This is a genomic window from Rhodoferax ferrireducens (assembly GCF_003347515.1).
GTDB lineage: Bacteria > Pseudomonadota > Gammaproteobacteria > Burkholderiales > Burkholderiaceae_C > Rhodoferax.
Map to the genome: position 1 here is coordinate 42,592 of NZ_QEII01000226.1, position 21,376 is coordinate 63,967.

At 63.4% G+C, this 21,376-nt stretch carries 16 protein-coding genes and 2 pseudogenes; 4 read left to right on the forward strand and 14 right to left on the reverse strand.

The annotated features are described in order from the left end of the window. The first annotated feature begins 68 nt into the window (after positions 1–68). Positions 69–1,292 (forward strand): formate-dependent phosphoribosylglycinamide formyltransferase, encoded by a 1,224-nt coding sequence (gene purT / locus C5P05_RS03585; protein ID WP_114968489.1) that lies wholly within the window; start codon positions 69–71, stop codon positions 1,290–1,292. Positions 1,293–1,356: 64 nt separating this feature from the next. Here the strand turns inward: purT and C5P05_RS03590 are convergent, their stop codons facing one another. The 3 genes and pseudogenes from C5P05_RS03590 to C5P05_RS35230 all read right to left on the reverse strand — a co-directional run. Then, on the reverse strand, positions 1,357–1,728 hold the full coding sequence (locus C5P05_RS03590) for a hypothetical protein (protein WP_114968490.1): 372 nt from the start codon (positions 1,726–1,728) through the stop codon (positions 1,357–1,359). 50 nt (positions 1,729–1,778) lie between these two features. Next, a complete protein-coding gene (locus C5P05_RS34900; RefSeq protein ID WP_114968491.1) occupies positions 1,779–3,440 on the reverse strand; it encodes a methyl-accepting chemotaxis protein in 1,662 nt (553 codons plus the stop codon). Positions 3,441–3,560: 120 nt separating this feature from the next. Further along, positions 3,561–3,659, reverse strand: a pseudogene (locus C5P05_RS35230) (diacylglycerol kinase); the annotation flags it as partial. 364 nt (positions 3,660–4,023) lie between these two features. On the opposite strand from C5P05_RS35230, the gene C5P05_RS03605 reads away from it, so the two are divergent. Together C5P05_RS03605 and C5P05_RS03610 are read left to right on the forward strand one after the other, a co-directional pair. After that, the gene (locus C5P05_RS03605; protein ID WP_114968493.1) at positions 4,024–4,620 is read left to right on the forward strand and encodes a hypothetical protein; all 597 of its coding nucleotides are present in this window, start codon (positions 4,024–4,026) and stop codon (positions 4,618–4,620) included. Positions 4,621–4,996: 376 nt separating this feature from the next. Further along, on the forward strand, positions 4,997–5,575 hold the full coding sequence (locus C5P05_RS03610; RefSeq protein ID WP_114968494.1) for an exopolysaccharide biosynthesis protein: 579 nt from the start codon (positions 4,997–4,999) through the stop codon (positions 5,573–5,575). A 114-nt stretch (positions 5,576–5,689) separates the two neighbouring features. On the opposite strand, the pseudogene C5P05_RS03615 reads toward C5P05_RS03610, so the two are convergent. From C5P05_RS03615 to C5P05_RS03660, 10 genes and pseudogenes are all read right to left on the reverse strand, one after another. Next, positions 5,690–6,577: pseudogene (locus tag C5P05_RS03615) on the reverse strand (aldo/keto reductase); the annotation flags it as partial. Positions 6,578–6,592: 15 nt separating this feature from the next. Continuing rightward, a complete protein-coding gene (locus C5P05_RS03620; protein WP_114968495.1) occupies positions 6,593–7,441 on the reverse strand; it encodes an SIS domain-containing protein in 849 nt (282 codons plus the stop codon). Between the two features lie 64 nt (positions 7,442–7,505). Next, positions 7,506–8,669 (reverse strand): galactokinase, encoded by a 1,164-nt coding sequence (galK, locus tag C5P05_RS03625; RefSeq protein ID WP_114968496.1) that lies wholly within the window; start codon positions 8,667–8,669, stop codon positions 7,506–7,508. A gap of 4 nt (positions 8,670–8,673) precedes the next feature. Beyond that, complete coding sequence (locus C5P05_RS03630; RefSeq protein ID WP_114968497.1) at positions 8,674–9,717, reverse strand: UDP-glucose--hexose-1-phosphate uridylyltransferase; 1,044 nt, start codon at positions 9,715–9,717, stop codon at positions 8,674–8,676. Beyond that, positions 9,714–11,888 (reverse strand): alpha-galactosidase, encoded by a 2,175-nt coding sequence (locus C5P05_RS03635; protein ID WP_114968498.1) that lies wholly within the window; start codon positions 11,886–11,888, stop codon positions 9,714–9,716. Before C5P05_RS03635 ends, C5P05_RS03630 begins: the two co-directional genes overlap by 4 nt. 145 nt (positions 11,889–12,033) lie before the next feature. Next, positions 12,034–13,185: an ABC transporter ATP-binding protein gene (locus C5P05_RS03640; protein ID WP_114968499.1), complete on the reverse strand. Its 1,152-nt coding sequence runs from the start codon at positions 13,183–13,185 to the stop codon at positions 12,034–12,036. A 13-nt stretch (positions 13,186–13,198) separates the two neighbouring features. Beyond that, entirely contained in the window at positions 13,199–14,614 is a 1,416-nt protein-coding gene (locus C5P05_RS03645) for an alpha-glucosidase/alpha-galactosidase (RefSeq protein ID WP_114968500.1), read from the reverse strand. 17 nt (positions 14,615–14,631) lie between these two features. Beyond that, the gene (locus C5P05_RS03650) at positions 14,632–15,942 is read right to left on the reverse strand and encodes an ABC transporter substrate-binding protein (protein WP_232834331.1); all 1,311 of its coding nucleotides are present in this window, start codon (positions 15,940–15,942) and stop codon (positions 14,632–14,634) included. Positions 15,943–15,993: 51 nt separating this feature from the next. After that, positions 15,994–16,917, reverse strand: a complete 924-nt coding sequence (locus C5P05_RS03655; RefSeq protein WP_114968501.1) for a carbohydrate ABC transporter permease — start codon at positions 16,915–16,917, stop codon at positions 15,994–15,996. Between the two features lie 10 nt (positions 16,918–16,927). Beyond that, positions 16,928–17,830 (reverse strand): carbohydrate ABC transporter permease, encoded by a 903-nt coding sequence (locus C5P05_RS03660; protein ID WP_114968502.1) that lies wholly within the window; start codon positions 17,828–17,830, stop codon positions 16,928–16,930. A gap of 124 nt (positions 17,831–17,954) precedes the next feature. Here C5P05_RS03660 and C5P05_RS03665 point away from each other — a divergent pair, with 124 nt between their 5' ends. After that, a complete protein-coding gene (locus tag C5P05_RS03665) occupies positions 17,955–19,019 on the forward strand; it encodes a LacI family DNA-binding transcriptional regulator (protein WP_114968503.1) in 1,065 nt (354 codons plus the stop codon). A 7-nt stretch (positions 19,020–19,026) separates the two neighbouring features. On the opposite strand, the gene C5P05_RS03670 is transcribed toward C5P05_RS03665, so the two are convergent. Continuing rightward, a complete protein-coding gene (locus C5P05_RS03670) occupies positions 19,027–20,376 on the reverse strand; it encodes an MATE family efflux transporter (protein ID WP_114968504.1) in 1,350 nt (449 codons plus the stop codon). Positions 20,377–21,376 lie beyond the last annotated feature (1,000 nt).

A 21,376-nucleotide genomic window follows, 5' to 3' on the forward strand; every position in this document is an offset into this window, starting at 1 on the left:
CCACCTGCGGGGGAGACGCAGCCCCGCCTTATTCACCCCTTTTTCGGACGCGGCAACGCGCTTTTTGCATGACCACACTCGGCACGCCACTCTCCCCCCACGCCACCAAAGTGATGCTGCTGGGCTCCGGTGAACTGGGCAAGGAAGTCCTGATCGCGCTGCAGCGCCTGGGCGTGGAAACCATCGCCGTCGATCGTTACAACCACGCGCCGGGCCAGCAGGTGGCGCATCACGCGCGCACCATCACCATGAGCGATCCGGCCCAGCTCAAGGCCCTGATCCACGCCGAGCGGCCGCACCTGGTGGTGCCCGAAATCGAGGCCATCGCCACGCCCATGCTGGAGGAACTCGAAGCCGCCGGTGTGGTGCGCGTGATCCCTACCGCCCGCGCCGCCCGCCTGACCATGGACCGCGAAGGCATACGCCGCCTGGCCGCCGAGACCCTGGGTCTGCCGACCAGCCCCTATCAGTTCTGCGACTCGCTGGCCGAGCTGCAAGCCGCCATCGACGGCGTAGACGGCGTAGACGGCCCGGGCATTGGCTACCCCTGCGTGATCAAGCCGGTGATGAGTTCCTCCGGCAAGGGCCAAAGCAAAATCGACGGCCCGGCCGACGTGCAGCAAGCCTGGGACTACGCCATGGCTGGTGGCCGTGTCGGCGCCGGGCGCGTCATCGTGGAAGGCTTCATCGACTTTGACTATGAAATCACCCAGTTGACCGTGCGCGCGCTGGGTGCCGACGGCCAGGTGGAAACCCATTTTTGTGAGCCGATTGGCCACATCCAGGTCAGCGGCGACTATGTGGAAAGCTGGCAGCCGCACCCCATGCCGGCGACCGCTCTGGCGCGCTCACGCCAGATCGCCAAAACCGTCACCGATAACCTCGGCGGCCAGGGTTTGTATGGGGTGGAACTGTTCGTCAAGGGCGATCAGGTCTGGTTCAGCGAAGTGTCACCGCGCCCGCACGACACCGGCCTGGTGACGCTCACCACCCAGGTCCAGAGCGAGTTCGAACTGCACGCCCGCGCCATCCTGGGCCTGCCGGTGAACACCGCGCTGCGCAGCCCCGGCGCCAGTGCCGTCATCTACGGTGGCGTCGAGGCCAAAGGCATCGTATTCGACGGTGTCGCCGAGGCCTTGCGCGTGCCCAACACCGACCTGCGCCTGTTCGGCAAGCCCGAGAGCTTCGCCAAGCGCCGCATGGGCGTGGCGCTGGCGTTTGACGCCGATGTGGAAGTGGCGCGTGTCAACGCCAAGCTGGCGGCGTCCAAAGTCAAACCGCGCGCGGTTTGACTTTTTGCTACAAAATTAATAGCTTCTTGCACATAGTGGACGAGGGCTATAGGCCGATTTTGCTTCAAACTATCAGCGCCGGATTCAGATTGCGAATGCGCCGGTCTTCGTAGTAGCCGCCGTACTCCGTGTACCGCAGAAACGGATGCGCGCACTGGCGGCACTGCCACAGTTCGCAACGGTTATAGGGATGAAAGCCCAGCGCGATGGGAGCGGCAGGTGACCAGTAACTGGTTCCCTCGAGATGGAATTCGTCCAGCGTAGGCTCGTCCTCGCCGGCCACCCACAGTGCGCCGACCTGGATCAAGGCGGCATCACTGGCCAGGCTCGGAAAAGACTCCCACCCGTCAAAGGCAAACGCCGAACAGGCTTTGCAAGGCGGGCTCGCCCCGTGCAGCCTGGCCAGGCGTTTGACGTCTTCAGCACTCAGTTTCAAAGTTGACTCCTTCTCATGCGGTGGGCCAAGTCGTGATCACAACGGCTGGGTCAACCCTGCGCTGGCAGGCGTTTCACGTCCCGGCGGGCGAGTTGCCTATTGCTCTGTTCAACGGATGCGTCGGCCAGCCGGTCGAGCTTGAAGGTGCTGACCACTTCTGCCAGCCGCGCCGCCTGCTCTCTCAGGCTCTCGGCCGCCGCCGCGCTTTCCTCGACCAGGGCGGAATTTTGCTGCGTCATTTGGTCCAGGGCGGCGATGGACGCGTTGATCTGGCTGATGCCGGCGCTCTGGTTGGACGCCGCCGCGGTGATCTCGCCAATCGTGTCGTTGACCTTTTTGACCGAACCGACGATGTCCTTCATGGTGCTGCCGGCATCGTTCACCAGCCGGGCGCCGCGCTCCACCCGTTCCACGCTGGCGCCAATCAGGCCCTTGATTTCCCGGGCCGCTTCGGCCGAGCGCCCGGCGAGGCTGCGCACCTCGCTGGCCACCACGGCAAAGCCCCGCCCCTGTTCCCCCGCCCGGGCCGCCTCGACCGCCGCGTTCAGGGCCAGAATATTGGTCTGGAAGGCAATGCCGTCAATGACCCCGATGATGTCGCTAATCCGCTTCGAGCTGGCATTGATCTCGTCCATGGTGGTCACCACCTCGGCCACCACCGAGCCGCCCCGTGCTGCCACGGCCGCCGCGGTCGAGGCCAGCTGGTTGGCCTGTTTGGCGGAATCAGCACCGTGCATCACGATACTCGTCAAGTGATCCATCGATTGCGCGGTCTGTTGCAGGCTGCTGGCTGCCTGCTCCGTGCGCTGGCTCAAGTCCTGGTTGCCCATGGCGACCTCGCTGCTGGCCATTTGTATGGAATCAGCCGCCTGGCGTATGCCGCCCACCAGTGTGCGCAAGCGCTCCTGCATGGCGCGGATGGCCTCCAGCAGGCGCCCGGTTTCGTCATGGATCCGGACCTCGATCTCTGAGGTCAAGTCACCCTTGGCAATGCGCTCCGCCACCACCACGGCACGGCCTATCGGTTGCGTCACGCTGCGCGTGATGCCCCAGCCAATCGCGCCGCCCAGCACCAGGGCGAAGACCACCAGCGTGACGGCAATCATCTGGGTTTTGCGCTCCAGCGCGGCCATGGCGGCGTTGTCTGCTTCGGTGAGTTTGCGCTGGAGCACGACCAGCTCCTCTACCTTGTGCCGCATCCGGGACTCTTCTGGCCGGACCTGATTGACCAGGGTCAGCACGGCCGCCTCGGTTTCCCGATTCGAACCCTGTTGCACCGCCGCACGGATCGCGGGGAGCGCCACCTTGGCGGCGGCCGCCACTTCCGCCAGCAGGCCCCGTTCGGCGTCGCTGGCGTGCGATGCGGCCAGCAGGGCGGCAAGCCTCGCCTCGGTGCGGAGGTACCGCTCCTCGGCCGCTTGGGCCAGCGTGACCTCGGCCGCGGCCTGCTTGCCGTCGAGATCGGTCTCGAGGTTGGCAAACAGTGCGACCGAGCGTGTCTGGATGGCCAGGTTGTCAATGCTGCTCATCAGATCATTGGCCAGTTCCGTCTTGACGTTGTTGACCTGCACGAGGGTCTGAACGTGCTGTCCCAATGTCCGCACCGAGTAAGCCCCGGTGGCGGCCACCGTGACCAGCAGCAGCAGGATGCTGGAGAACCCGACGGTCAGGCGCGTGGCCAGGGACAAAGATCTGAGTGTGTTGAATAGCAAGCGTGACTCCGGTTTGACCGGCGGATGGGAAGCTCGACCGCCTGCCGGCAAGTATCTTGACCACGGCTTCGCCCGTCAATGGAGGCTTCCACCTAGGAGGCTTCAGTTGTCAGCGTCGTGTCAGATCAGGATCACGGCCCACACCGTAAAAATCAGTGTCAGCGCCACGAGCTGCGCGGCGCTGCCCATGTCTTTGGCCTGCTTGGAGAGCGGATGCAGGCTATACAGGGAGTAGCCGGCTGCATTCAAAATGCGGCCGAGTCCGGTACGGCCTTTCAAGGCTTGACTGCTCGCGTGCTTGTCGCCCGGTTCAGCCGGCAACGGTTCCTGCGCCGTGTTTTGCGTTTGTACTACCGGGGCGGGGGGCGACGATTTCGGGTTGTCAGATTCATTCATGGGGTACGGAGGTAAAGCGAAGGGGGCCGCAGAACCGAAATCACGCCTTCAGCGCGCCGCACATTGGGAGGGCTTGGGACAAATGTACTAGCCCTGCGGGGCTACACCTACCATAGGCCGCAGCCTTGAAGCTTTGGACAACACAGCCCTGAGAGAAGCATTTTTCACATTCACTTTAAGGAACATCATGAATAGCATTTTCACCAAGGCTACTGTCATGGCTTGCCTCCTGGGTCCTGTGATCGCGACCGCCGCCAATCCTAATCAGACGATCTACCCCGGATCCTCCTCCAGTGATGCCTTTACTTTTTCGCTCGATGCCCTGTCCAACGTGCGGATTGACTATGCATGGTCCGACATGCTTCTCACAAAGAATGGGCCACCTCTGGATTACAGCGCGTCCTCGATACAGTGGACGCTGAGCGGTGCGGAGCAGCTATCCGGGAGTTTCACTGAGAGCACGGGTTCGGGCCTGGCCGGGTCAGGAACCCTGTCTCTGCCCGGCTTGACGCAGGGCACCTACACGCGGACCTTGAGTGGGGTATGGGACGACGTCATATTGCCTGGCAATGGCAATGCGGGTTTGATCAACACGGCCGGCCAGGTCAACTGGATGGATGGCGCTCAGACGGGTAGCCAGCCAGAATTCAATTCGTTCAACGCAACAGCGGTTTTTGCGGTCCCCGAACTCGCGTCCTACACGACGGTGTTGGCGGGTCTGGGCTTGATGGGCTTGATCACGCGTCGCCGCAAATCAAATCAAATCAAATCAAATCAAGCCTGATCATCCCGAATTTGCAGGCGGCCGATGTCGGCTTCGACCTTGCCTTCGCACGCCAAGTTATTTACTACTAAATTCGTAGCGTCTACCGCATACTGCACAAGGGCTAGAGGCTGATTTTTATTCAAACTATCAGCGCCGGGTTCAGATTGCGAATGCGCCGCGTGCCGGGTCAAATACAGTGAAATAGTCAATCGTCAACTGCGGTTTCGCTCTATAAAATTCAGCGTATTCAACACAATCGGCGCGTCTGCGCGCCTCTTATGAAAATCACCCCACTTTGCGCCATCGCCGCTGTCAAACCTGGTGAAGATCGCAGCCATTTTCTCTCACCCAGCCAACCGTGACAAAAGCTTCAGGCGGCCGTGCCCTATCGGCAATGCTTTTTGAATTGTCAGCGGATACGCTGCGTGAGCGCGTCTCGGTAGGCGACTTGCTGGCCGCTTTGGGTGACCGGGCAACGGGCGCCCTGATGTTCATCTTCGCCTTCCCCAACGTCTTGCCAACACCGCCTGGCACGTCAACGATTCTGGGCGCACCGCTGATCTTTCTGGCGGCCCAACTGATGCTGGGCCGGGCACCCTGGCTGCCGGCCTTCGTGGCGAAACGCTCCATGAAGCAGGCGGACTTTTCGGCCCTGGTCAAACGCATCGTGCCTTGGCTGGTGCGGGCGGAAGGCCTGTTGCGTCCTCGCCTGGAAGGCTTGGCCCGGCCGCCGATGGAGCACTTTATCGGCCTGCTCTCGCTCATTCTTGCGGTGGTGCTGGTGCTGCCGATTCCCTTGGGCAACATGCTGCCTGCCTTGGCCATCAGCCTGCTGGCGCTCGGGGTTCTGGAGCGCGACGGGGTGTGGGTGCTGGCAGGACTCGCGGCCGCCGTGGCGGCGACGTCCGTGGTCTCGGGCGTGGTCTTTGCCATGGGCAAGGGCCTGGTTTATTTCTTCACCCAGGTCTTGTAGGGCGTTCAACGGCCGGGCGCCACCGCGTCGAGTGCCGCCAGTTCGGTAGCCGTGAAGTCGCGCGCGCAGGGCCTGCAGGGCAACGTCGATCTGGCTGCTGCGGCTGGCGCCAATCAGCACCGAACTCATGCCGGTGTGCCGCAGAACCCAGGCCAGCGCCATCTGCGCCAGCGTCTGCTCACGCGCTTGCGCCATGCGGTTGAGCGCTTCTATCAGCGCCTGGCGCTCGGGGGTTACGTCGCTCGATTTGAGAAAACCATGCGCCTTGGAAGCGCGCGAGCCGTCGGGAATGGTGCCGCCCAGGTATTTGTCGGTCAGCAAGCCCTGGGCCAGGGGCGAGAAAGCGATGCAGCCCACGCCTTGTGCGCTCAGCACGTCAAGCAAGCCGTTTTCGATCTCGCGGTCGAGCAGGTTGTAGCGCGCCTGATGGATCAGACAGGGGGTGCCGAGCTGGCGCAGCAGCGCCGCGGCTTCGCGGGTGCGCTCAGAACCGTAATTGGAGAGGCCCACGTACAGCGCCCGCCCGCTGCGCACGATGTGGTCGAGTGCCGCCATCGTTTCTTCGAGGGGCGTGCTGCTGTCGGGGCGGTGGTGGTAGAAGATGTCGACATAGTCGAGCCCCAGACGCGCCAGGCTGGCGTCCAGGCTGGCCACCAGGTATTTGCGCGAACCGCCGTCGCCATAGGGCCCGGGCCCCATGACGTAGCCGGCCTTGGTGGAGACGAGGATCTCATCGCGGTAGGCGCCTAGGCCCTGGCGCAGGATCGCGCCGAATACGGTCTCGGCCGAGCCCGGCGGCGGGCCGTAGTTGTTGGCCAGGTCGAAATGCGTGATGCCCGCATCGAAGGCATGCCGGACCAGCGCCTGGGCCGTGTCGAAGCGGTCCACATGGCCGAAGTTGTGCCACAGGCCGAGTGACACCATGGGCAGTTTCAGTCCGCTGTTGCCGCAACGGCGGTACGGCATCTGGGCATAGCGGCTGTCAGCGGCTTGGTAGGACATGGGGGAGGATTTCCTTCAAAACACCCGCTTGTCCAGCAAGCATGACTGCATTTTCCGAAGACCAGGTCGAAGCTCCTCGATGCCAATGCGCAGGGCCACACCCGTGGCGACGATGTCGATAACCATCAAATGCAGCAGGCGTGACACCATGGGGCAATAGCGCTCGAATCCTTCGGGGTGATCGGCGGCCAGGTGAATATGACCCGCCAATGACAAAGGCGAGCCGCTCGAAGTGATGACGACGGTGGTGGCGCCATTGCGCTTGGCCATCTCGCAGGTCGCGATCAGGTCGCGCGTGCGCCCCGAGTTGGAGATCACCACGGCACAGTCGCCCGGCATCATGACGGACGCGCTCATAAGCTGCATGTGACTGTCGCCGTAGGCAGTCGCAGGGATGCCCAGGCGAAAAAATTTGTGCTGGGCGTCCTGCGCCACGATGCCCGAGTTGCCTAGCCCAAAAATCTCGATGCGCTTGCGGCTGCGGTAAGTTTCAACCAGGGTGGCGACGGCGGTCTCGATATTTAACCGGTTGGCATTGCAGCGGTAGCTTGACACCGCCGCCATGGTGTCATCGATGACCTTGACCAGGATGTCGCTTATTTTGTCGTCCACGTCGACACTGCGGTGAACGAAGAGCACCCCTTCGTGCATGCTACCTTCGAGCTTGAATTTGAAATCCTTCAAGCCGTCATAGCCCAAACTGCGGCAAAAACGCACCACCGTGGGCTTGCTGACCTGGGCCAGGACGGCCAGTTCGCAGACGGGCAAGCGGGCAAAGACCGGCGGGTCCGACAACACCAACCGGCCGACGCGTTGCTCGGCCGGGGACAGGGACATCAAGGCCGCGTTGATTCGGTTGAGCATGGCAGTTTCCAATCTGTGGCGCGACAGGTCTGATCAAGTGGCATGACGTTGGGACACGATGGCGTCAATCGTTCAAAACATGGGCGCCGGCCGTGGCACGGCAGACATAGACGGAGGCTGGTTCACCACCGGGTGCACGGTAGTGCGTTGCCACCGCGAGGCGGGCCGCGGCCACCTGCGCCTCGGGCAACAGGGCGACCACGCAGCCGCCAAAGCCGCCGCCCGTCATGCGCGCGCTGCCCAGACTGCCAATAGCTTCCTGCAGGATGGCCACGAGCTGGTCGATGGGCGGCACGGTGATCTCGAAGTCGTCGCGCATCGAGACGTGCGAGGCGGCCATCAAATGCCCCAGTTGCACCAGGTCGCCCGCCGCGAGCGCGTCGGCGGCGTCCAAGGTGCGCTGGTTTTCGGTGACGACATGGCGGGCGCGCCGCAACACCAGCGGATCCAGGCCGCGCGCCTCTTGTTCGAGTTGCGCCAGGTTCACGTCGCGCAGCGCCTTGACGCCGTAGTGGCGGGCTGCGGCTTCGCATTGGGCGCGGCGCGCGTTGTACTCGCCATCCACCAGGCCGCGTTTGACGTGCGAGTGAACGATCATCACCGCCAGTCCGTCGGGCAGGGGCACAGGACGCAGCGCCAGGGAACGGCAGTCGATCAGCAGCGCGTGGCCGCTCTCGCCGCGCGCCGAGATCAGCTGGTCCATGATGCCGCAGTTGACGCCGACGAACTGGTTCTCGGCCTGCTGGGCGATCAGCGCGAGGTCGGTGGCGCTCACGCTGTCCAGCCCCTGCATCGCCTTGAAGGCCAGCGCGACCGCCACCTCCAGCGAAGCCGAGGACGACAAGCCCGCGCCCTGCGGCACGTTACCGGCCACCACCAGGTCCAGCCCCTGCAGCGGGAGGCCGCGCGCCAGCAGCGTCTTGACAACCCCGCGCACATAGTTGGCCCACAAGGCATCACTGCGCGGCTCGATCGGCGCGTCCAGCGAAAACTGGTCGAGGGCCTCGCCATAGTTGCAGGCCACCACCCGCACCTGGCGGTCGGTTCGCGGGCCTGCGGCAATCAGCGTCTCGTAGTCGATGGCGCAGGGCAGCACGAAGCCGTCGTTGTAGTCGGTGTGCTCGCCGATCAGGTTGACGCGGCCGGGCGCGCGCACATGCCGGGCCGGCGCCTGGCCGATGTGGCGCGCAAAGGCGCTGTCCACGCGTTGCCGCAAAGTGGGTTCCATCGGGTCAGGTCTCGCGGTAATGCAGGTCGCCGACGGCGCGCAGTTGCTGCGCCGCCTGTTCGGGCGTCAGGTCGCGCTGGGCCTCGGCGAGCATCTCGAAACCGACCATGAATTTGCGCACGGAAGCCGAACGCAACAGCGGCGGGTAGAAGTGCGCATGCAACTGCCAGGGTGCGGTGTCACGCCCATCGAAGGGGGCGCCGTGCCAGCCCATCGAGTACGGGAACGAACACTGGAACAGGTTGTCGTAGCGTGAGGTCAGGCGCTTGAGCACGAGTGCCAGGTCGGCACGCTGCGGCGCATTGAGCTGGGGCAGTTGCTGCACCGCAAAACGCGGCAGCAACAAGGTCTCGAAAGGCCAGGTGGCCCAAAAGGGCACGATGGCGAGCCAGTGCTCGGTTTGCACCACCACGCGCTCGCCCGCCGCGGCCTCGCGCTCGGCCAGGTCGAGCAGCAAGGCGCGGCCGTGTTCGGCGTGCCAGGCGCGTTGGCGCAAGTCTTCGGCGGCGGGCTCGTTGGGGAGGTAGTCGGTGGCCCAGATCTGGCCGTGCGGATGGGGGTTGGAGCAGCCCATCAGCGCGCCCTTGTTCTCGAAGACCTGCACCCAGGGGTAGCTCACGCCCAGCTCAGCGGTTTGCGCGCACCAGGTGTCGATGACACCGCCGATGGCCGCCAGCGGCAGTTCCGGCAGGGTCTTGCCGTGGTCGGGCGAGAAGCAGATCACCCGGCTGGTGCCACGCGCATCGGCCACCTGAAACAGCGCGTCGCTGTTGCGCGGCGCGTTGGGTGCATCGGGCAGCATGGCGGCGAAATCGTTGGTGAAAACGTAGGTGCCGGGGTAGTCGGGGTTGGTCTCGCCGGTGACGCGCTGATTGCCGGCGCACAGAAAGCAGGTCGGGTCATGCGCCGGATGTTCCGCGGTGTCGGGCTGCTCTTGCTGGCCCTGCCAGGGGCGTTTGGCGCGGTGCGGCGAGACCAGCACCCACTGGCCGTTGAGCGGGTTGTGGCGGCGGTGGGAGTGCTCGGAAAGGTCGAAGCTGGCGTTCATGCTGAAACTTTCTGCAGGCGCACGATGAAACAGGTCTCAGCGGTGGTGCGTGGCATCGGCAGGCCGGCCTGCGCCATCCACGCGCCGTCCAGTTCCAGGCCCCCGTCACGCAGGGCATCGAAGAAGGGCGACGGCGACAGCACGGCCCCCTCGCCTTCGATCGGCGCGAGCTGTTCGACGTGGTAGCGCACGGCGGCGTCGAGCATGGGCAAGCGCAAGGGCGGCGTGTAGCGGTGCGTGGTCGGCTGGCAGCGGTAGACGAACAGCAGCAGCTCACGGGCTTCAGCGTCACCGTGGGCTTGCCAGACCAGGCCGTCGGCCAGTTCGCCGCGCCAGATGCGGCCGTGGTGCAGGCAGTCGCGCCAGGCTTTGTAGCGGGCGATCCAGGCGCTCAGGTTCTGACGCGTGGCGCTGTCAAGGTGGCGCACATCGAGTTCGACGCCCAGATGCCCGGTCATGGCCACCGCCGCCCGGAACGCGAGCGCCTGGCTGCGGCCGGTGGTGTGGGTGGGTGCCGTGCCAATGTGCGAGCCCAGAATTTCGGGCGGGAAGAATTGGCCGAAACCGCGCTGGATCTGCAGCCGCGAGAGCGCGTCGATGCAGTCGCTGGCCCAGACGCGGTGGGTGTGGCGCAGGATTGCGAAGTCGATGCGACCGCCGCCGCCCGAACAGCTTTCGATTTCCACCTCGGGATGGGCCGCCCGCAGGCGCACCAGCAAGCCATACAGGGCGTGCACCTGGGCGCGGTAGCCGGCAGAGCCCAGGCCACCGGCCAGGCCGGCCGTGGTCAGGTCGCGGTTGTGGTCCCATTTCAGGTAACGAATCGGCAGGCTGCGCAGCAGGGTGTCGAGTTTGCCGAACAGGTAGTCCGCGGCCTCGGGGCGTGCGATGTCCAGCACCAGTTGGTTGCGCGCGGTGATCAGCGCACGGCCGGCAATCTGTAGCGCCCAGTCGGGGTGAGCGCGGTGCAGCTCGCTGTCGGGGTTGATCATTTCGGGTTCGACCCACAGGCCGAACTCCATGCCCAGCGCGTTGACATGCTGCACCAGGGCGTCCAGGCCTCGCGGAAATTTGTCCGCGTCGGGCCACCAGTCGCCCAGCCCGGCGCGGTCATGGTGGCGGCCGTGGAACCAGCCGTCGTCCAGCACAAAGCGTTCCACGCCGACCTCGGCCGCCGCGTCGGCCAGCGCCATGATGTCGCCGGATTTCAGATCGAAGTAAAACGCTTCCCAGGTGTTCAGGTGCACCGGGCGCGGCCGCATGCTGCCGCCGGGCCAGTTCAGGCGGGCACGCAGTTCGGCATGGAAATTGGCCGCCAGGCCGTTCAGGCCCTGCAGCGAGCAGGTGGCGACAACCTCTGGCGTGTGCAGGCTCTGGCCGGGCGCGAGCAAGCCTTCACCGGGTGCCAGCCATTCGCCCAACTGCCACTGGTACTGGCCGTCGTGCAGCCATTCGATGCTTTGCTGGTGGTTGCCCGACCAGGCCAGATGCGCGCCGAAGACCAGTCCGCTGTCGTCGGTGGCGCCGGGCGTGGTAACCACGGCGCCGGGAAAGCAGTCGTGCGAGGTGCGGCCGCGCCGGTTTTCGCGCCGCCACAGGCTTCGGCTGAGTGTGTCGGTTTGCAGCAGGAATTCATGGTTGTGCTGGCCGGCATAGGAACGCACCGTGCTGGCCTGGCCGGGCAGGGGCAAGGTGGCGGCCGCAAGCCATTGCACCTCCAGCGGCGTGTCGGCGAGGTTGGTCAGGCGGGTGCGCACAGTGAGCACATCGCTTGCGTCGTCGAGCGCCAGGGTGACGTCCACGCACAGTTGCGCCACCGCATCGGTGAGGTGCAGCACCAGGGCGCGCGCGGGCACGCTCCACTCGATGTCGCAGCGCGTGACCGCCTGGGCGAAGTCGCTGCCGCAGCGGTGCGCCAGCAACGCGCTCTGGCCGAACCAGCCGACGCCAAAGGTGGGCACCAGCGTGAGCGGCTGGTCGAAGTCGAGCATGAACGACGGCAGGGGCCGCGTCGTGCGCAAGCCCGCCGCAGGCGAGCAGCCCTCGGGCAGGCGCGGGCCCCAGTAGCGCCAGATCGGCGCCTCTTCGACGTGGTGTTCGAGGATGACGGTGCTGCGCTGGCTGTGCAGGACGAGAAATTCGGGGGACGGGAGAGGACGGCTGACGGACATGAAAAAGGAGAATAGAAAAAGAGGATTGGGTTTCGAACAGGTGTCATTCCGTTTCCAAATCATTTCTGTCTAGGCGTCGAGCCGCAGGCAGTGCGAACGCACGACCAGGCGAGACAACAACGACAGGGATGATTTAGAAATGGAATCAAGTGGCATGCGGCACGGGCAGGTCCGCAATCGGGATGCGGCGTTCCAGCGCGTGGCCGTGCTGGTCAAACACGTGCAGACAAGCGGCGGGCAGCGACACCGCCACGCGCTGGCCGGCGTCGGCATGTGCCTGGCCTGGGGCCTTGACGATGATCGAGGGGCTGACCGCGCCGCTGTTCAAAAACAGGTAGGTGGATTCGCCCAGGCGCTCCTGCCACTGCACTTCACGCACCAGCGATTGGGTGGCGGTGCCCAGTTGGGTGTGCTCGGGCCGGATGCCCAGCGTGACCGGCTGGCCCGGCTGCAGCGCACTGGCATCGACCAGCGCCTCCATCACCTCGCCGCTGTCCAGCTGCACACGCGCCCGGTCGGCATGGCCTTCGAGCAGTTGGCCTGGCAGAAAATTCATTTTGGGCGAACCGATGAAGCCCGCCACGAACAGATTGCGGGGCCGGTGGTACAACTCCAGCGGCGTGCCGCATTGCGCCACGCTGCCCTCGCGCGCCACGGCTTCGCCGGCGTTGAGCAGCAAAATGCGGTCGGCCAAGGTCATGGCTTCGACCTGGTCATGGGTGACGTAAATGGTGGAAGCGCGACCGAAATCGCGATGGATCTTGGCGATCTCGAAGCGCGTCTGCACGCGCAGCGAGGCGTCGAGGTTGGAGAGCGGTTCGTCAAACAAAAACACGCCGGGCTCGCGCACGATGGCGCGGCCAATCGCCACGCGCTGACGCTGCCCGCCCGACAGCGCCTTGGGTTTGCGCTCCAGCAGGCTCTCCAGTTGCAGCACCTGGGCAGCGGCGGTGACCTTCTGGCGGATCAGCGCCTTGTCCATCTTGGCCAGCGTCATGCCGAAGGCGAGGTTCTCGTACACGCTGAGGTGCGGAAACAGCGCGTAGCTCTGGAACACCATGGCGACGCCGCGCCGCGCCGGCTGGGTGTCGTTCATGCGCTGGCCGTCGATCAGCAGGTCGCCGCTGCTGATGTCCTCCAGGCCGGCCACCATGCGCAAGAGCGTGGATTTACCGCAGCCGGAAGGGCCGACGAAGACACAGAATTCACCTTGCTTGACGTGCAGGTCGACATTGCGGATGACCGCGATGTCGTTCAGGTAATTCTTGTTGACGGAGCGAAGTTCGATGCTGGCCATGTGAGGTCCCTTGTCAGGCGTGGAGGTATTCCGGCAGGAAATTGCGGTGCGCGAGGAGCAGCTCGTCCACCATGGCGCGAATCTGTTCCAGGTCGAGCACGGCGGCGGTGTGCGGGTCGAGCATGGCGGCGTGGTAGACGTGCTCGCGCTTTTGCTGGGTGATGGCGGCCACCACCAGCTCCTGCACATTCACGTTGGTGCGCATCAGCGCAGCCAACTGGATCGGCAAGGCGCCGACGCGGGTCGGCTGCACGCCGTTGGCGTCCACCAGGCATGGCACTTCGACGGCGCAGCCCTGGGGCAGGTTGTCGATCAAGTTGTGGTTGCGCACGTTGCCATAGACCACGCGCGGCGTGCCGCTAACCATGGAGTGGATGATCTGCCCGCCGTATTCGACCGAACGGGTGACGCTGTTGAGGCCTTCGAGCAGTTGCGCGGCCTCGGTGATATTGCGCGGCATGACATGGATGTCGGCCGCTTCCAGCTCGGCCGTTAAGGCCTTGGGGTCTTGCGTGCCGGGGGCTTGCAGTTCGCGTTCGATATAGGGCCAGGCGTGCTCGAAGATCTGGCAGCGGCCCGGGTATTCGTCCAGCGGGATGTTGAACTTGGCCAGCAGATCCTCGCGGCCCTGCTTGATGAACCAGGGCACGTACTCGGCAAAGTGTTCGCTCGACTCGGTCGGGAAGTGGCCCAGCTGGTGCAGCATCTCGTAGCGCACCTTGTTCCAGGCCGGGGCTTTGCCTTGCGCATAAATCTCATGCAGGCGCGGGTACAGGTCAACCCCCTTGTGCTCGAACCTGGTGTAGAACGACATGTGGTTGATGCCGGCGCAGCGGTAGTCGATCTCGTCGGCGGGAATGCCCAGGTCGTGCGCCAGTTCGTGCGCGGTGTGCTGCACGCTGTGGCACAGACCGATGGTGGGAACGCGCGTGCTGGCCTGGTTCAGCGCCCAGGTGATCATGGCCATCGGATTCACGTAGTTGAGGTGAATCGCGCCGGGCGCGCACACCTCCTCCATGTCCTTCAACATCGCCAGTTGCACGGGAATCGTGCGCAAGCCGCGCATGATGCCACCGATGCCCAGGGTGTCGCCAATGGTTTGCGTCAGGCCGAATTTCCTGGGGATGTCGAAGTCGGTCACGGTGGCGGGCTTGTAGCCGCCCACCTGGATGGTGCTGATCACAAAGCGCGCATCGGCCAGCGCGCGGCGGCGGTCGATACTGGCGGTGATGGTCGGCGTGACGCCCAGGGTGCGGGCCAGGCGCTGCGCCACCTTTTCGGCCAGGCCCAGGCGGTGTTCGTCAATGTCGTGCAGCGCCACCTCGCAATCAGCCAGTTCGGGGTAGGAAAAAATATCGCCCAGCAGGTTGCGGGTGAAGACGATACTGCCAGCCCCGATAAGGGTGATCTTGATGCGGCGAATGCTCATTGCGTGGGGTTCCTTGCTTACTTCTTGGCGAGTTGGTTGACTTTGGTATTGGCGGTCTTGAGCGCGGAGGTGGCGTCGGACCGGCCCATCAGCACGGTTTCGAGCGCGGCCTTCATCACCTCGCTGATCTCCGAGCCGCCATCGGCGATGGGAGGCAGGTAGGTTTTGGACTTGGCCATGGTCAGGAAGGCGGAAGAATCCACGCCCTTGCCCTTCTGCACTTCGATGGCTTTTTCGGCCATGCCCTTGACGGCGGGGAAGACCACGCCATAGCTCGCCACCGTGCTTTGGCACTCGGCGGAGCCCAGGTATTTGACCCACTTCCAGGATTCTTCCTTGACCTTGGAGCCGGCCCAGATCGAGTCGGCCAGGCCGTTGAACATGGTGGCACGGGTTCCGGTGGGGCCGGTTGGCAGGGGCACCCAGACGTGGTCGAACTTGGCGTTGGTTTTGAAGTGCGTGATCATCCACGAGCCCTGCGGCACCATGGCGACTTTCTTGGCCACGAACATGGCATCCGCGCCCAGCGACTTGCTGTTCTCGAAGCTGGCGGACATGCCCTTGGTCGGCAGCCCCGCGAGGTAATCGATGGTTTCAGCGAGTTTGGCGTCGTCGTAGTAAAACTTGGGGTCCCAAGGCTTGTCCTGGAACTTGAAGCCGTTGGATACGGCAAAGTGGCTCCACTCGGTTTGGCCCATCATGTCGCCCGAGCCGGTGTTCCAGAAGCCGTAGCCGTAGGTGCTGACTTTCTTCTTGTCGAATTTGGCGTTGGTGGCGTTATTGCCGCTGCCGTCCAGGCTGAGTTTGCGCACGATCTGCTCGAAACTGCCGCCGTCCTTGGGGTTCCAGGTCATGGCTTGCAGCTCGGCCAGCGAGACGCCGGCTTTCTTGGCCATTTCCATGTTCACCACCATGCCGATGGTGTCCCAGTCTTTGGGCAGGCCGTACTGCTTGCCATCGCGGCTCCAGTTGTCATACAGACCGGTGGTGTAGGCGCTGATATCGACCTTGTCGCGCTGGATCAGCGGCGCCAGATCTACCAGTTGCGCGTTCTTGGCGAACTCGGGGTACTTGGCCAGGTGGTCAGTGAACACGTCGGGCGCGGTGCCCGAGACGAAACCGGTGGAGACGGTGGTCCAGTAGTCGTTCCAGCCCGACTGGGTGACCTTGATGGTGATGCCGGCGTTCTTCTTCTCGAAGTCGGCCGCGCATTGCTTGTAGGCCGGCAACTGGTTGGCGTCCCACAGCATGTATTTGACTTCGACGGCATGGGCGCTGCCGACGGTGGCCAGCAGGGCGGCGGCGAGGGTGCTGAGTTTGAGGTTCAAGGTTTGTCTCCGTTATAAGTAGTAGGAAGGGTTGGCGAGGGAACAGAAAAATTACTTGCCGCCGCTGAATTGCACCGATTCAACGACCCGGCGGCCCATGACCACGAGCAGCAAAACAGTGGGCATCACGGTGATGGCGGTGGCGGCCATCAGACCGGTCCAGTCGGGCTGGCCTTGTGCGGTTTGCGACTTGAAGGTCTGCAGGGCGACGGGAAGCACCTGCTGGGCTTCGTCCTTGGCCACGAGGTAGGGCCAGAAGAATTCGTTCCACATATTGATGCCCGTGAGCATGGCAATCGTGGCCAGTGGGGTGATGCTCAGGGGCAGCACCACATGGATAAAAATGTAGAAATACGAGGCACCGTCGAGCAGCGCGGCCTCTTCCAGGTCACGCGGGATCGACAGGAAGAACTGGCGCAGGAAAAACACCGAGAAGCCCTGCATCAGACAGAACGGGGCCACCATGCCGGCCATGGTGTTGAGCAAGCCCAGGTCCTTGATCAGGATGAAGTTGGGAATGAAGGTGACCACCCCCGGCACCATCATCGAGCCGACGAACAGCGCAAACAGCGTATTGCGACCCGGAAAGCGCAACCGGGCGAAGGCGTAGGCGGCCATCGCCGCAAAACTGATTTGCGTCACCACAATGATGCCGGTGAACAGCAGGGAGTTGCCCATCGCCCGCAGGAAGTTGATTTCAGCGCCCGAGCCGCCCAGCGCCCGGCTTTCTTCCAGGGTCATGAAGCCGAGCACCCGTATGAAATTGTCCAGTGTGGGGGCCGAGGGCAGGAGCTGGTCCGATTCGGTGTACAGATGGGCCGACTGCATGAGCGCCGTTTTCACGACCATCCACAGCGGCGCCAGCGTGATGAGCAGCATCAGGCCCAGGGCGATCCAGGCGGCTATTCGGCCCGGCGTGAAGATGCGGATGCGGTGCGCCGCCGGGGGGGCGATAGGGGCGAAGAGGGTTGTCATGGTGTGTCCTTTAGGCCAGATCGTTCTGCGAGGCCCGCATCACCCGCATCTGGAAGACGGTGTAGAGCATCATCACCACGCACAAGGTCATCGACATGGCCGAGGCATAGCCCATCTTGTAAAAGCTGAAGGCGTTTTGCACGATGTAGTGCACGATCACGCGGGTCGAATCCAGCGGCCCGCCGTTGGTGGTGACGGCGATGGTGTCGAAGATCTGGAACGAGCCGGTCACACTGGTCACCAGCACAAACACCATCACCGGGCGCAGCAGCGGCAGCGTGACCCGCCAGAACATTTGCCATTCGCTGGCGCCTTCGAGCGCCGCCGCTTCGTACAGATTGCGTGGAATGTTTTGCAGCCCCGCCAGAAACAGCATGGCCACCAGCCCCATGTGGCGCCAGATGTTGACGGCAGCCACGGTGAACAGCGCCTGGTCCACGCCGCCGAAGAAGGGCTGGCGGTCAAAACCCAGGCCGTCGATCATGCCGTTCACCAGACCCAGCAATGGGTCCAGCATCCACAGCCACATCATGGCGACCAGCACATTCGACAGCAGGTAGGGCAGCAGCACCACCGACTTGACGAACAACGATTTGGTCAGCCGGTCCATGGACACCGCCAGGAACAAACCGAGCACGATTTGCAAGGGGATGTTCAGCACCACATAGATCGCCGACAGCTTCATGCCCTGCCAGAACTTGCCGTCTTCCAACATGGTCGCGTAGTTGGCCAGGCCGACGAACTTCGGGCTGCGCAGCAGATTCCAGTCGGTCAGGCTGATCTCGATGGCGCGCAGCGTGGGCAAGGCATAAAACACTGCGAAGCCGATGAAGGCGGGCAGCACCAGCGCCCAGGCGGTCAGCGTTTCGGCGCGGCGGGTACGGCTCAGTGCATGGGGTGCTTGGCTTGCCATGGTGTCCTTTTTGAAGAATTCTGCATTACTAACGCGGGTTAGTGACGGATATTAAGCGGATTTAACACGCGTTAGTACTAGGGTAAACGCGAGCTGCGCGGTATCGACTACGATTACCGCTCCCATGCCACCCTCCCTGAAATCCCCCACCAGCAGCGAAGTGGCGCGACGCGCCGGCGTCTCGCGCACCACCGTGTCCTTCGTGCTCAACAATGTGCGCGACCAGGGCATTAGCGAGGCCACGCGCGAGCGGGTGTTGAGCGCGGCGCGTGAACTCGGCTACGAACCCAACGCCGCGGCGCGCACCCTGGCCGGCGGCGTCACCGGCACCGTGGCACTGGTGATTCCCAAGGCCGCCCACCTGTACGTGGACGTTTTTCTTGGCCAACTGGTGGCCAGCATCAACCAGGAGTGCCACCGCCACGGCCTGAAGATGCTGATCGAGTCCAGCGACGACGAGGGACGCGATCCGGGTGGCTTCGTGGATCTGGTGCGCAGTAGGCGCATTGACGGCCTGATCGTGGTGAATCCGAGCCTGGCGGGGCGCCAGCATCTGGGCCGCATCGCCGATGCCGGTATTCCGATGATCGTCTTCGGCGCCGGCCTGCCCGATATCGATCAATTCCACACCACCGGCAACGACACCTCCATGGCCGCCAAAATGGTGGTCAATCACTTGGCGGCGCTGGGGCACCGCCGCATTGCTTTTGTGAACTTTGCCCCGCCGGAATATCTGGCGGCGCAGGAACGGGAGCGGGGCTGGCGCGAGGCCATGGCAGAACACAACATCGACGTTGATCCGGCCTGGGCTGTTTCCGCCGACATCAGCGCCGCCAGTGCTTACCGGGCGACGCAGACGCTGCTCGCGCGCGGCGTGCCGTTCACGGCGCTCTTCGCCGGCAATGACACCATTGCCTTTGGCGCCATCCGGGCGCTGGGCGAAGCGGGCCTGCGCATTCCGCACGATGTCGCCCTGGTCGGTTACGACGATATCCCGCTGGCCGAGTTTGCGTCGCCACCGCTGACCACGGTGCGCACGGATACAGCCGGGCTGGGCCGGGATGCGATGAACATGCTGGCCTCGCTCTTGCGCCGGGAAAGCCCTGGCCAGATCATGCGTCATGAACAGCCCGTCGAACTGGTGATTCGGGCGTCTTGCGGCGCACGCCGGCCGGATTCGCCGGCTTGATATTTGGTCAGGCGCGGCGCACCCGGCGCATGGCGTCGCGGGCGTGGGGCACCCAGCCATGCCAGTGCCAGCGCGCCATCATCAGCAAGCCGCGCACCCATTCGTCGGCGGCGTAGGCGATAAAGATGCCGGGCAAGCCAAAGCTGCGCCCCATCAGATACGAGCCCAGTCCCAGCACCACGACGAACGAACCCACGCTGGCTGCCACCGGATAAATGACGTCGCCGGTGGCGCGCAGCGCGGCCGTGACGATGAGGTTGAACACACGCCCGGTTTCCAACGCAATGGCGATCCACAGCAGGGTTTGCGCCGCATGGATCACTTGCGGATCTTTGGTGAACATGCGCATCAGCCAGGGTGCCGCCAGGGCGGCGGCCAGGGCCATGCCACCAGACGCCAGCAAGCCGTTGCGCACCGCCTTGCGCACCAGGGCGTGCGCTTGCTGAAACTGGCCGCTGCCCACCAGACGGCCGACCATGATCTCGCAGGCCCAGCCAATAGCCAGGCTGATCAGCAGCACGTACTTGAGCAATTGCAGGGTGTAGGAATGGGTGGCCAGCGCCCCCACCCCCAGGCGCGCGGTGGAGGCGAGCGATACCAGGAAGGCGGCGCGGTAACCCATCTCGGCGGTGGCGCCCGGCACGCCAATGCGCAATACCGGCGCCAGCACCCGGGGTTGCAGCACCCACCAGTGACGCGCGGTGGGTGTCAGCGCCATGCGCTTGCGCCACATCACCAGGTGCAGCCACAGGCCAATGCCGCGGCTGATCAGCAAGGCCACGGCGAAACCATACAGGCCCAGCCCCTCCCAGGGACCCACACCCAGCATCAGGGGCACGGCCAGCAGCAAGTGGCTGCCATGCATGGCAATCATCACGCGCAGCGAGTCCTTCACATGCAGGTGCGCGCGCAAGATGGCGGCCATGGTCAGGTTGTAGCCCTCCAGCAACGCGGCCGGTGCCAGCAGTTGCAGGTAGGGCCCGGCCAACGGCAAGATTTGCTCCGGCGCATTCAGCGCATCCAGAATCAGATCATTGCCCAGCAGCAAAAATGCCATGACACCCAAGCCCGCCCAGGTGCAGGCCCCCAGGCCGGACAGGGCGGTTTGCCGCGAGGCCTCATGCTGATTCCCACCCAGCATCTGGGTGATGACCACCCCCATGCCAATCGCCAGAATCCGAAACACCGCGAACAGGGTTTCCAGCACCTGATTGGCCAATCCAAAGCTGCCGGCGGCGCCGTCTGAGGTGTGCGAGGCCAGCCATAAACCGGCCATCGCCACGCTGTAGCCGAGCAGGAATTCGCCCAAAATGGGGCCGGCGATGGCATTGAGCCGGGGGCGATCAGGGAATTTCATGGGGGGTTTTAGAGAAATAAAGCGGGCAAATACGAGGCAGATTCTGCCTGCGTCACTGCCCCTGTGGAAACTTCTCCCGTCTTGTTATGCGTGAGATGTGCTGAGAACTCGCATTTTTAAATGCATTTAGCGACCCGATAGACCAAAAATTCGGCCTCTCCAGTTGTTTCGCGGTGTAACTGCAACGATTAAGTTCTCCAATTTACCAAGGGTTTTCCCTTTGCAGAAGCGCGCGCCTCAAGCCCGCTAGCCGCTCCTGAGAGAGGGCTCTTGGCCGTCCAAACCCCGAGGTGTACCCGACCCGTAACCGGACCGGGTGCTCTCCCCTTATTTTGAAAAAATAATTTTATTTAAATGAGAAATTAGATTTCTATTTCTCATGACAAATCCATCACGGCGAGGTTTGTTTTTGCCGTTACCCAAGATTTTCATCAGGATTTTTGTGAATCACACTGTCAATATTTCCGTTCGCAGGGCGATCGCGTTTGACGCCAACATCGACCTCGACAACACCTACTGCAGCGGCAAGGCTGTCACCTAAGCCAACAAGGGTCTGAGTTTTGAAGCCGGATCGGCCCACATTTTTTGAGCGAACGCCTGAATTCAGTTTCTTTTTCTCAATTCGAGACACGATTGAAGTGAAAAAACAACGCTTTTAACCCTGTTTTGTTGTGTAACCGAGACATCGAAAGACCTGAATTAGCACAGGGCATTCCCTAAGTTAATAAATTTTTAATTAACCAAATCAAAGGCTTTTCCAGAGAGGAAACCAATGCAACGCAGTGCGGCGTAACGAGCCAGTAACTGATCTTGGTGTTTTCCCTGCGCCCTAAATAAACTGACGTGATTTAGAAAACAATTGCGTCGCTCCTCCCCACAAGAGCCGCATTGGCAGCGTTTAGATCTGCCGTTTTTAACTTTCATCACTGGCCATTTTCATGAATCACACTGTCAATATTTCCGTTCGTACGGCGGTCGCTACGGCTGTCCTGTCCCTGAG

Excerpts from the sequence above, each read along its gene's own strand:
- purT (WP_114968489.1), top strand. The coding sequence starts at position 69 with ATGACCACACTCGGCACGCCACTCTCCCCCCACGCCACCAAAGTGATG.
- C5P05_RS03605 (WP_114968493.1), top strand. The coding sequence starts at position 4,024 with ATGAATAGCATTTTCACCAAGGCTACTGTCATGGCTTGCCTCCTGGGT.
- C5P05_RS03610 (WP_114968494.1), top strand. The coding sequence starts at position 4,997 with ATGCTTTTTGAATTGTCAGCGGATACGCTGCGTGAGCGCGTCTCGGTA.
- C5P05_RS03620 (WP_114968495.1), bottom strand. The coding sequence starts at position 7,441 with ATGCTCAACCGAATCAACGCGGCCTTGATGTCCCTGTCCCCGGCCGAG.
- galK (WP_114968496.1), bottom strand. The coding sequence starts at position 8,669 with ATGGAACCCACTTTGCGGCAACGCGTGGACAGCGCCTTTGCGCGCCAC.
- C5P05_RS03630 (WP_114968497.1), bottom strand. The coding sequence starts at position 9,717 with ATGAACGCCAGCTTCGACCTTTCCGAGCACTCCCACCGCCGCCACAAC.
- C5P05_RS03635 (WP_114968498.1), bottom strand. The coding sequence starts at position 11,888 with ATGTCCGTCAGCCGTCCTCTCCCGTCCCCCGAATTTCTCGTCCTGCAC.
- C5P05_RS03640 (WP_114968499.1), bottom strand. The coding sequence starts at position 13,185 with ATGGCCAGCATCGAACTTCGCTCCGTCAACAAGAATTACCTGAACGAC.
- C5P05_RS03645 (WP_114968500.1), bottom strand. The coding sequence starts at position 14,614 with ATGAGCATTCGCCGCATCAAGATCACCCTTATCGGGGCTGGCAGTATC.
- C5P05_RS03655 (WP_114968501.1), bottom strand. The coding sequence starts at position 16,917 with ATGACAACCCTCTTCGCCCCTATCGCCCCCCCGGCGGCGCACCGCATC.
- C5P05_RS03660 (WP_114968502.1), bottom strand. The coding sequence starts at position 17,830 with ATGGCAAGCCAAGCACCCCATGCACTGAGCCGTACCCGCCGCGCCGAA.
- C5P05_RS03665 (WP_114968503.1), top strand. The coding sequence starts at position 17,955 with ATGCCACCCTCCCTGAAATCCCCCACCAGCAGCGAAGTGGCGCGACGC.
- C5P05_RS03670 (WP_114968504.1), bottom strand. The coding sequence starts at position 20,376 with ATGAAATTCCCTGATCGCCCCCGGCTCAATGCCATCGCCGGCCCCATT.